The organism is Methanoculleus sp. UBA208, from assembly GCF_002498065.1.
In the GTDB taxonomy this organism is placed as follows: Archaea; Halobacteriota; Methanomicrobia; order Methanomicrobiales; family Methanoculleaceae; genus Methanoculleus.
The window spans coordinates 35,803-43,428 of sequence record NZ_DAFZ01000008.1; the positions used below are offsets into that span (position 1 = coordinate 35,803).

At 62.8% G+C, this 7,626-nt stretch carries 8 protein-coding genes and 1 pseudogene; 1 reads left to right on the forward strand and 8 read right to left on the reverse strand.

Features of this window, described 5'->3' with window-relative positions:
- Positions 1 to 4: 4 nt before the first annotated feature.
- The gene (locus tag BRA62_RS00635; RefSeq protein ID WP_292364120.1) at positions 5 to 2,170 is read right to left on the reverse strand and encodes a thioredoxin domain-containing protein; all 2,166 of its coding nucleotides are present in this window, start codon (positions 2,168 to 2,170) and stop codon (positions 5 to 7) included.
- A gap of 154 nt (positions 2,171 to 2,324) precedes the next feature.
- Positions 2,325 to 2,627, reverse strand: coding sequence for an Hsp20/alpha crystallin family protein (locus BRA62_RS00640; protein WP_292364121.1), 303 nt, complete (start codon positions 2,625 to 2,627; stop codon positions 2,325 to 2,327).
- 160 nt (positions 2,628 to 2,787) lie between these two features.
- Between BRA62_RS00640 and BRA62_RS00645 the strand changes: the two genes are divergently transcribed.
- Positions 2,788 to 3,180 (forward strand): hypothetical protein, encoded by a 393-nt coding sequence (locus BRA62_RS00645; RefSeq protein ID WP_292364122.1) that lies wholly within the window; start codon positions 2,788 to 2,790, stop codon positions 3,178 to 3,180.
- Here the strand turns inward: BRA62_RS00645 and BRA62_RS00650 are convergent.
- From BRA62_RS00650 to BRA62_RS00675, 6 genes and pseudogenes are all read right to left on the reverse strand, one after another.
- Positions 3,158 to 3,403 (reverse strand): 4Fe-4S binding protein, encoded by a 246-nt coding sequence (locus BRA62_RS00650; protein ID WP_292364123.1) that lies wholly within the window; start codon positions 3,401 to 3,403, stop codon positions 3,158 to 3,160. The genes BRA62_RS00645 and BRA62_RS00650 overlap by 23 nt on opposite strands.
- Positions 3,400 to 3,927: a 2-oxoacid:acceptor oxidoreductase family protein gene (locus BRA62_RS00655; RefSeq protein WP_292364124.1), complete on the reverse strand. Its 528-nt coding sequence runs from the start codon at positions 3,925 to 3,927 to the stop codon at positions 3,400 to 3,402. Before BRA62_RS00655 ends, BRA62_RS00650 begins: the two co-directional genes overlap by 4 nt.
- On the reverse strand, positions 3,920 to 5,032 hold the full coding sequence (locus BRA62_RS00660) for a transketolase C-terminal domain-containing protein (protein ID WP_292364125.1): 1,113 nt from the start codon (positions 5,030 to 5,032) through the stop codon (positions 3,920 to 3,922). Before BRA62_RS00660 ends, BRA62_RS00655 begins: the two co-directional genes overlap by 8 nt.
- Positions 5,026 to 5,940 carry a thiamine pyrophosphate-dependent enzyme gene (locus tag BRA62_RS00665; protein WP_292364126.1) on the reverse strand — a complete coding sequence of 305 codons (915 nt, stop codon included), beginning with the start codon at positions 5,938 to 5,940 and terminating at the stop codon, positions 5,026 to 5,028. The genes BRA62_RS00660 and BRA62_RS00665 overlap by 7 nt, the downstream gene beginning before the upstream one ends.
- Positions 5,941 to 6,099: 159 nt before the next feature.
- On the reverse strand, positions 6,100 to 7,161 hold the full coding sequence (locus tag BRA62_RS00670) for a CapA family protein (protein WP_292364127.1): 1,062 nt from the start codon (positions 7,159 to 7,161) through the stop codon (positions 6,100 to 6,102).
- Between the two features lie 53 nt (positions 7,162 to 7,214).
- Positions 7,215 to 7,626, reverse strand: a pseudogene (locus BRA62_RS00675) (phenylacetate--CoA ligase family protein); the annotation flags it as partial.

A 7,626-nucleotide genomic window follows, 5' to 3' on the forward strand; every position in this document is an offset into this window, starting at 1 on the left:
GGCGTCAGGCGATGGGTTCCGGCGGTCTTCCCGTCGACCTCATGAGACGCAGCATCTCGTCGGGATCGGTTGTCGGAATGTCGCAGGCGTAGTTGGTGCAGACGTATGCCGTCGCCCTCCCTTCGACCCTCTCGATATCCCGGGTAAACCCGGCTACCTCCACAATCTCCGGGCTCTCTTCGTCGGCGGGGCGGAAGATGACGACGGCGTCGGGTGCGTAGTGCGACCGGATGGCGCGGATCATCGCCTTTGTGTCTTCAGCGTCCGGGACCCCGGTTATGACAACCTCGAAGTTCGGCCCCAGCATGAACTCGTGGCCGGTGAGGAAGTGGGCGTAGGCGGGGGGAGACTCGCGGACGGTATCGGCAAAGGCCTGCCGCATCCGCTCGCTCGTCTCCTCGAGTTCGAGGTTTGCCGTCATCCGGCCGAGGGCGAAGAGGGCATACATGGCCACGCTGTTGCCGGATGGTATCGCTCCGTCGTAGACCGGTTTCTGGCGGACGGGGACGTCGCTGTCGTCCGGCACGAAGAAGAACCCGCCGTGGCTGCAGTCCCAGTAGTGGGCGACGAGGTCCCGGGAGAGGTCGACGGCGGTCCGGAGGTAGCGGGGGGCAAACGACGCCTCGTAGACCTCGATGAGCGCCCAGAGCACGAACGCGTAATCGTCGAGGGTCGCGGCGAGATCGGCATCGCCGTTCCGGTAGCGGTGAAGGAGCCGCCCGTCCGGCCGGCGAAGGCTGGTGAGGACGAACGCGGCTGCCTTCTCCGCGGCCGCCAGGTACTCCAGGTCGTCAAAGACCCGGGCCGCCTTCGCGAGAGCCGCGATCATGAGAGCGTTCCAGTCGGTCAGGATCTTGTCGTCCTTTCCCGGGCGGATCCGCTCTTTTTGGGCTGCAAAGAGTTTCTGCCGGCAACTCTCCACGAACCACGCCAGGTCCTCCTCCGACGTCGAGAAGACGTGGACCCAGGATGCCAGAGGCCGCCGCAGGCGGAGGATGTTTTTTCCCGTCCTTCTCCCGCCGGGCTGCTCCCGGTAGTTCCCGGGCTCCGTAACACCGAATATCCGGGAGAACCGCTCCCCGTCATCTTCCCCGAGGACCCGGAGGATCTCGTCCTTTGTCCAGACGTAGAACTTCCCCTCCTCGCCCTCGCTGTCGGCGTCTTCTGCCGAGTAAAAGCCGCCGGCAGGGTCGGCCATCTCCCGCAGGACGTAGGCGATCGTCTCCCGGGCGGTTCTCGCGAACTCCTCTCTTCCCGTCGCGAGATAGGCCTCCGTATACGCTACGACGAGAAGCGCCTGGTCGTAGAGCATCTTCTCGAAGTGCGGAACGAACCACTCCGCGTCCGTCGAATAGCGGTGGAACCCGTAGCCGAGATGGTCGAAGATCCCGCCCCGCCGCATGGCATGCAGCGTCTTCTCGACCATCGTGTATGCCGGCTCCTTCCCGGTCCGGTTCCCGTACCTGATCAGGAATATGAGGTTGTGCGGGGCCGGAAACTTGGGCGCATCCCCGAACCCGCCGTTCTCCCCGTCGAAGATCCGGAAGAACGTGTCGTAGGCCTCATCGAGGACCGCTTCGGAGAGCTCGGTCTCCCCGGGAGGGGTGCGGGCGGCGTTCTGCAGCGCCTGGAGCACCTGGTCGCCGGCGTTCTCGAGTTCCTGCCGCTGACTCTGCCAGACCTTGTTGATCCGGGGGATGAGGTCAAGGAGGCCGGTCATTCCGTAACGGCTTTCCTTTGGGATGTAACTCGCTGCAAAGAACGGTTTTTTGTCCGCGGTCATGAAGATGGTGAGCGGCCATCCCCCGGCCCCGGTCAGCGCGTGGGCGGCCGCCATGTAGATCTGATCGATATCCGGCCGTTCCTCGCGGTCCACCTTGATGCAGACGAAGACTTCGTTTAACAGTTTCGCGACCTGCGGGTCTGCGAACGACTCTTCCTCCATGACGTGGCACCAGTGGCAGGCCGAGTAGCCGATGGAGAGGAATATCGGTTTTCCCTCCTCCCGCGCCCGGAGAAATGCTTCCTCACCCCAGGGATACCAGTCGACGGGGTTATGGGCGTGCTGGAGCAGATATGGGCTCTGTTCGTGGATCAACCGGTTCGGTGGAAATTCTTCCCGCACCGGCGCTTCTGGCGCTTCCGGGTCGTGTCCGCGTGCCGGGTTCATGTTCCTGACGTGCGGATGCAGGCTAATAAAGGTGACTCTTCCCGGGGGAAGGGGCGCCTGTGAATGAAGATCCCTGCCCTATCACTGCCGGGGAGAAACTTACCCGACGGTTCTCCGTAACAAAAAGAGAAGAGACCCCGCCCGCAGGCCCCGCTCACTCCGCGATCGGGATCTCCTTCGTCTCCTCCGCGACCGGCTGCACATAGGGGACGTCCACGGTCAGCAGGCCGTTCCTGAAGGTCGCCTTTGCCTTGCCGGTATCGACAGGACAGCCGACCGCGTAGGTCCCGACGTAGCGGACGTCACCACGGGACGCGTCTATGGAGAAGCTGGTCTCCTGCATCTTAAAGGTAATATCCTTCTTCTCAACGCCCGGCAACTCGATCTCGATGTGAAGATTCTCTCCGTTCTCATCCGAGTAAGCACAGACGTAGGGTGCGACTCTCAATGCTGCCATTCTCATAACCTCCTTGACGGCAACAGAGGGGCGGGAGTGCTATTTAACGTTTATCTTTGTCCGGTCTTCTCACATCCGCATTCCCGTGCGGCGGATCCCGGGCCGTGCGGCACGTGAACAGGTGAGGGAGGTTTTATCAGGGGGGCGTCGAGTATCATGCATGACTGAGCGGTTCATCTTCACCCGGCATCGCGTCAACTGCTACCACTGCGGCGAGGACGCCGACCAGATCATAAAAGCGGTATCCGCACAGGCACAGGTGATCTGCTCTGCCTGCGGGGCGACACGGATATTCATCCCACGGTTCGAGAACACCGGAGCGATCGGAACCTGCACGCCGATCGGGTGTTACGACGTATGGAGCATCGAGGCTGCCGGGCGCTGTAAAAATTGCGGGGTCACGGGCCCGCACGACCTCACGATCGGGTGCAGCCACTTCACGACCCGGTGCCGCAACTGCGGTTATGCGCACTTCTACCGGTTCAACTTGGAGTATATAGGGAAATGCCCTGTCGGCGAAGCCGACGAGGTCAGCGCTCCTCGCGCACCATAGCGATCGCCTGTTTCGGGCACTCATTCGCGCAGATGCCGCACCCCTTGCAGTAATCGAGATCGATATTCAGTTCCTCGTCGATGGCCGCGTCCGGGCAGTACTGGGCGCAGAGCCCGCAGGCGTTGCACGCCTCCTTGTCCACCACGGGCCGGAACGTCCGCCACGTCCCCGTCTTCCCCGACGCAGCCTCCTTCGGCCTGCTGAGCGCAAGTCTCTCTCTCATACCTTCAGCTCCTCATACGCCGCTTCGGCGGCTTTCACGTTCCGCTCGTCGGCAAACATCTCCCGGATCGCCTGCAGTGCCGACGGGAGGGTGACGATATCCATCTTCGCGAGCGCCCCGAGCACCGGGGTGTTGAGGATGGGGCTTCCCGCGACCACCAGGTTCTGTGCGAGCGCGATCCCGGTCAGGTCGACGTGGCGGCAGGTTCCGTTGCATCCGGCAACCGGGTGGGCACTGTTCAGGAGGACCGTTCCACCGTCTTTTAAGCCCTGCAGGACGTCCACCACATCCATGATACTCGTATCAAGCACGATCACGAGATCCGGCTCGTGAATCTGGCTGTAGACCTTGATCGGCTGATCGTCGATCCGGACGAACGAGACGACCGGCGCCCCGCGCCGCTCCGCCCCGTAGAACGGACAGGCGGTTGCGTGTTTCCCGTCCCTGAACGCTGCGAGAGCGAGGAGCTTCGCGGCGGTGACGCCGCCCTGCCCGCCCCGGGAGTGGATCCTGATCTCATACATGGTCGCTCACCCCGAACCAGGTCTCCTCGCCGGGACGCCTGTTTCGGACAAAGTCCGCGATATCGTTGTAGGTGACCTCCTGGCCGCCGAGGCCGGCGATCACGCTGTAGGGCTCGATGCCGGTCTTCGACCTGATGGAATGCGCCACCACGCCCCCAAAGCCGAAGGAGTAGTCGCGGTCGATGACCACGACATCCCGCCCGGATAGATCGAGGTCCGGGAAGGGACGGAACCAGCGCAGGCGCATGGAACCGGCCTTTATCCCTTCGTCGCGGAGGCGGTCGATCGCTACCTCGGCCTCTTTCCCGAGCGTTCCCACGGCGACGACGACGACGTCGGCGTCCTCGCACCGGTAATCCTCGGTGGGGCCGTAGGTGCGGCCGAACCGTTCCGCAAACTCCCGTTCGACGTCCGCGATCACGCCCCGGGCGTCGCGCATCGAGCGCTCGATGTCCCAGCGGAACCGGAAGTAGTCGGCCGGTCCGGTCATGGGCCCGTAGCCGCAGGGGTTCTCCGTGTCGATGGCGTGCGGGAGATGGAAGGGGGGCAGGAAGTCGCCGATCTCGACCGTCTCCAGCGACTGCATGATGTGGCTCAACGCGAACCCGTCCAGGTTGACCATAACCGGGAGGAGGACCCGCTCGTCCTCGGCGATCTTGAAGGCCATCAGGGTGGCGTCGTAGGCCTCCTGGACCGTGCCCACGAAGACCTGCAGCCAGCCCGTGTCGCGCTGGGAGAAAGCGTCGGTGTGCTCCGCCCAGGTGTTCCACCCGGGTCCGAGGGCGCGGTTGACGTTCGCCATGACGATCGGCAGGCGTGCGCCTGCCGCCCAGTGGACCATCTCGTGCATGTAGAGGAGGCCGTGCGAACTCGTCGCCGTGAAGGTCCGGACGCCGCCGGCGCTCGCCCCGATGCAGGCGGCCATGGCCGAATGCTCGCTCTCCACCGGGATGTACCGGCTCTCAAGATCGCCGTCGGTGACGTAATCGGCGATCTGCTCGACGATCTCGGTCTGGGGGGTGATCGGGTATGCGGCGACGACGCCGGGTTTTGCGGCCTTCACCGCGGCCGCTACCGCCTTGTTTCCGGTCGCGATCGTCAGCATACGCCTGCCTCCTCTCGGGAAAGGCGCTGAATGTTCTGTTCCACCTGCTGGCGCATCAGGTCAAAGATCTCCGGGCTCAGGTTCTTGAACCGGCCCTGGCTCTTGATGTAGTCTTCGAGGGGCGCGGGTTTCTTCATTGCCGCTTTCGACGGGCCGTTAATCGTGAGTTTCCCGAACTCGCGCTCGTAGAGTATCCACTGGGCGGTCTTCACCGCCAGTTTCCCCATCTCGACGGTCTTCTCCGTGGGGTAGCGCCATCCGGGCGGGCACGGCGCCAGGATATGGATGAACTTGGGCCCCTCGATCGAGAGCGCCTTCTTCACCTTCTTGTAGAGGTCGAGAGGGTAGGCGCTGCAGGCGGTCGCCATGTAGGGGGGGTTGTGCGCCTCGACGATCCGGTCGAGGTCCTTCTTGGCCGTGGGCTTGCCGCCTGGAGTCGTGGTGGTGCGTGCTCCGAGGGGGGTCGATCCCGACCGCTGCATGCCGGTGTTGCCGTACGCCTCGTTGTCGTAGCAGATGTAGAGGAAATTGGTGCCGCGCTCAAAAGCACCGGAAAGCGCCTGGATCCCGATGTCGACAGTCCCGCCGTCACCCGCATAAACGATGACGTTGGTCTCTCTTCCGAGCGTGGCAAAAGCGTCGCTCATGCCGGAGGCACAGGCGGCGGCTGCGGCAAACGCTATGTTATAGACGGGCACGTTCATCGCCGTGCCGGGATACATACCCTGGATGACACTGGTGCAGCAGGCGGGCACGACCAGGACTGAGTCGGGGCCGGCGGCTTTGAGCACGTAACGCAGACACAGGGAAGAGCTGCACCCCGCACAGGCGGACGTACACTTATAGAGATACTCCTCCTTTGGAATCGCGGACAAATTGTTTACACTCCTCTCCTCTATAATCGTCATCAATTGTAATGAGAGTTTTGCGATCCTGTTCCCGGACACCCGGAGGCCTTCCCGCGGAATGACCGGCAAAATTACGTCGGAATGGAGTATGCGTTGAAAAACGAGCCAGGAGCGGAGTCCGGTTAGACTGGAGCCCTGCCGCCCCCCACTCACCCCCTTTCAGTTTCCGGCGTTCTGTCCGGGCGCGCGCCTCTCCCGCGTCGGCGCCGGACGAAACAACCGGCGGATCAGGCCGGCGTAACACTTCAGGCAGAAAGGTGTAAAGAACCAGACCCCCATCTCCAGGAGGGGAAAGAGGCCTTTGCGGCGTATCCGGTAACGGTAGCTCTCGAGGTTCATCTTCATGTAGACGGGCGCGATCTCCTCGAACCACCGGGCTCTGGTGAGCCTGCCTTCGGCGACCGTCCGCGAGATCTCGTCGAGGAAGTCCAGTATCTCCATACCCAGGGCCCCCTCTGCGGGGCGAGGGATGAAATCGTCATCGATGATGAGCGGTGTCGCCTCGTACTCCCCGACGACGCCGTTCTTCTGCAGGTCGACCGAGAGCATGATCGCCTCCCGCGAGATGTTGTGGGGCCACTGGGGTTCGAACTGGAACATGCCGAGCGAGTAGGCGATCAGCCCCCCGTGGTAGCGCTCGATCGCCTGCATGGTATGGGGGTGGTGCCCGAGGATCAGGGTGGCCCCTGCATCGATGAGCCGGTGGGCGAGGTCGATCTGCTCGGGAGACGGGTAGTAGGCCATCTCCGTTCCCCAGTGCAGCGAGACGGCGATATGGTCGCACCGGCCCTTGAGGGACGCGATATCCCCGAAGATATCCTCCTCGACCAGCCGGTTGACCGAGATCTCACGCGATATGGCGAGTTTGCCGATCGTATAGCCCGCAAACCCGATCGAGATGCCGTTCTTCTCGAGGACGACCGGCTCCTGCCGGTCCTCGGTCGCCGATCCGCCGACAGCAAGGATGCCCCGGCTCTCGAGGGCCTTCAGGGTGTTCTTGAAGCCCGCGGCACCGAGGTCGCCGGAATGGTTGTTTGCAACGCTCATGACGTCGAACCCGGCCTCCGCCAGGTGTCGGGCCGCATCCGGGCATGTGAAGATCACGTGGTGCTTCTCCGCCGGATCTCCCGTGTCCGAGAGGGTGGTCTCGAGGTTCCCGAAGAGGACGTCCTTATCCTGGAGGAGATGACGGACCCCTCCGAACGGGTACCCATTGTTCACGGTCCGGGCCCATGTATCTCCTACTGCCGTTAATCTGAGTTTTCGCATATTTCTCACACCGAAATGCCCCACTGGCCCAGCGGCAGATCCTGTATCAGGAACTGGTATTTGCCGCGCCGGGTGCGGGGAATAGTCTCGACGAAGCGGATGATCACATCTACGTCGCCTTCAAATTTTTTGTCGAGTTCCCGGAGAATGCGATCCGTATCGCGGTCGGTATACCCCGGTTTTTTCACGATCTTCATCAGAACCTCTCCTTCCCTCCTCTGGTAAAACTGGAACTGTGCAACGTTGTCAAAGACGCCGGAGTGCATATTCACCGCCGTCATCGATATGAACCGGTGATCCCTCGTCACGATGAACTCCTGAAGCCTTCCCTCCACCCTCTCGAGCATTGGATAGGCACGGCCGCAGGTGCAGGAGGCTTTCCCGAGAACCGCCACGTCCATGGTCCGGTAGCGGATG

Coding starts and splice junctions, on each gene's coding strand:
- BRA62_RS00635 (WP_292364120.1), bottom strand. CDS start 2,170: ATGAACCCGGCACGCGGACACGACCCGGAAGCGCCAGAAGCGCCGGTG.
- BRA62_RS00640 (WP_292364121.1), bottom strand. CDS start 2,627: ATGGCAGCATTGAGAGTCGCACCCTACGTCTGTGCTTACTCGGATGAG.
- BRA62_RS00645 (WP_292364122.1), top strand. CDS start 2,788: ATGACTGAGCGGTTCATCTTCACCCGGCATCGCGTCAACTGCTACCAC.
- BRA62_RS00650 (WP_292364123.1), bottom strand. CDS start 3,403: ATGAGAGAGAGACTTGCGCTCAGCAGGCCGAAGGAGGCTGCGTCGGGG.
- BRA62_RS00655 (WP_292364124.1), bottom strand. CDS start 3,927: ATGTATGAGATCAGGATCCACTCCCGGGGCGGGCAGGGCGGCGTCACC.
- BRA62_RS00660 (WP_292364125.1), bottom strand. CDS start 5,032: ATGCTGACGATCGCGACCGGAAACAAGGCGGTAGCGGCCGCGGTGAAG.
- BRA62_RS00665 (WP_292364126.1), bottom strand. CDS start 5,940: ATGACGATTATAGAGGAGAGGAGTGTAAACAATTTGTCCGCGATTCCA.